Below are 1,846 nucleotides of genomic sequence, written 5' to 3' on the forward strand. Positions count from 1 at the left end.
CCCGGGACGCCGAAAACCGGCAGGTGTTCGTCGACGGCATCCGGCAGCGTCTCGGCGTCGACCCCGAAGTCATTACCGGCGACGAGGAAGCGTCCCTGTCCTTCGCTGGTGCGGTCAGCGTGCTAGATCCCGACAGCCGGGAACCAATCCTCGTTATCGACCTCGGCGGAGGCAGCACGGAATTCGTGTTGGGCGATTCCAATGGTGTCACGGCCGCCAGGAGCGTGGACGTGGGCTGCGTGCGGCTGACCGAGAGGCATCTGCACTCCGATCCGCCGACCAGTGCCGAAATAGCGGCCGCAACCGCGGACGTCGACGCAGCCATTGACTCCGTCCTCACCAGCGTGCCGCTCGATTCGGTGGCCACCGTCGTCGGCGTCGCGGGCTCAGTCACCACAATCACGGCGCACGCGCTGAAACTGGACAGCTACCAGCGTGACGTCATCCACGCCGCTGAACTGCCGGCGTCGGAAATTGCCGCGGCCGCCGGAGACCTGCTCCAGCTTCCCCGTGCCCGGCGCGCGGGGCTGCCCTACATGCACCCCGGCCGGGTCGACGTCATCGGCTCCGGCGCGCTGATCTGGCGCCGGGTGATCGAGCGGCTCGGCGGACTGACCGGGGGGCGCGTGGGTTCCGCTGTGACCAGTGAGCACGATATTCTGGATGGCATCGCCCTGAGCATCCGCTCCAACTGACTGGTGTATGACTTCTTCCCGCCCGCCGAACGGAGTGCCATGAACCATCGAGAACAGCGCCGCAGCATGGCTGCCCTGGCGCTTGTCCTGACCATGGTGGCTTCGCTGTTCACCGGACTTGCCGTGGCTCCAGCCGCCATCGCGGAAGACGGTATCCGCGAGCGGCAGTACTGGCTGGACGAATACGGGATCCGCGACGCCTGGAAGGAATCGAAGGGCGCCGGGGTCACAGTGGCCATCATCGACAGCGGGATCGACGGCGACCACCCTGACCTCGAAGGCGCCATCGCCGGCGGAACCGATGTCTCCGGTTCAGGCAGCCCCGCCGGCCTTGAAGGGCTGGGCGATTCTCCCGAGCACGGCACTCTTGTTGCGACGCTGCTGGCCGGACGCGGTCATGCCCCGGAGCCCCCGCCTGAACCTGAACTGGATTCGGACGAATCCAAGGACAACAAGGATGACGACGGCGGCAGCAGCCCCAGTGCCGTCCCGACCTACGACGGTCCTGGCAACGGACCCGACGGCCTCATCGGCGTGGCCCCCGAAGCGCAGATCCTGAGCATCTCGACCTGGCTCGGCGTGGAAAAACCGAATCCTTCAGGTGTCAGCGTTGACCAGCAGATTCCTGCGGCCGTGCGGTGGGCCGTGGACCATGGCGCCGACGTCATCAATATGTCGTTGGGCAGCACCTCCACCTCCTGGCCGCGAAGCTGGGACAACGCCTTCCTGTATGCCGAGCAACATGACGTCCTGATTGTCGCAGCAGCCGGAAACCGCGGCGCCGGCATGGAGCAGGTCGGTGCACCCGCGACCATCCCGGGTGTGCTCTCAGTGGCTGGCGTGAACCGCGAGGGCAAGGCAAGTTGGGATTCCTCGTCGCAGGGCGTCACGCTCGGCGTCGCCGCTCCGTCCGAGGACCTGGTCGGTGGCTTGCCGGGCGGGGGCTACGCCATGTGGTCCGGGACCTCAGGAGCGGCTCCCATCGTCGCCGGTGTCGCCGCATTGATCCGGTCCAAATGGCCGGATATGAGCGCCAACCAGGTCATCCAGCGAATCATCACCACGGCTGAAGACGCGGGCGTACCGGGTAAGGACCCCATCTACGGTTACGGATTGCTCGACGCCGAAGCGGCGCTGACTGCCAACGTCGC

2 protein-coding genes are annotated in these 1,846 nt (G+C 66.7%); both read left to right on the forward strand.

Annotated features, from left to right (window positions below):
• On the forward strand, positions 1-695 hold a 695-nt coding region (locus Y707_RS23805), incomplete at its 5' end, for a Ppx/GppA phosphatase family protein (RefSeq protein ID WP_035780481.1).
• A 39-nt stretch (positions 696-734) separates the two neighbouring features.
• Positions 735-1,846: S8 family serine peptidase (locus tag Y707_RS23810; protein WP_035780484.1), on the forward strand; the 1,112-nt coding region annotated here is incomplete at its 3' end.

Origin of the sequence: Arthrobacter sp. H14, from assembly GCF_000520495.1 — a bacterium.
GTDB lineage: Bacteria > Actinomycetota > Actinomycetes > Actinomycetales > Micrococcaceae > Arthrobacter_C.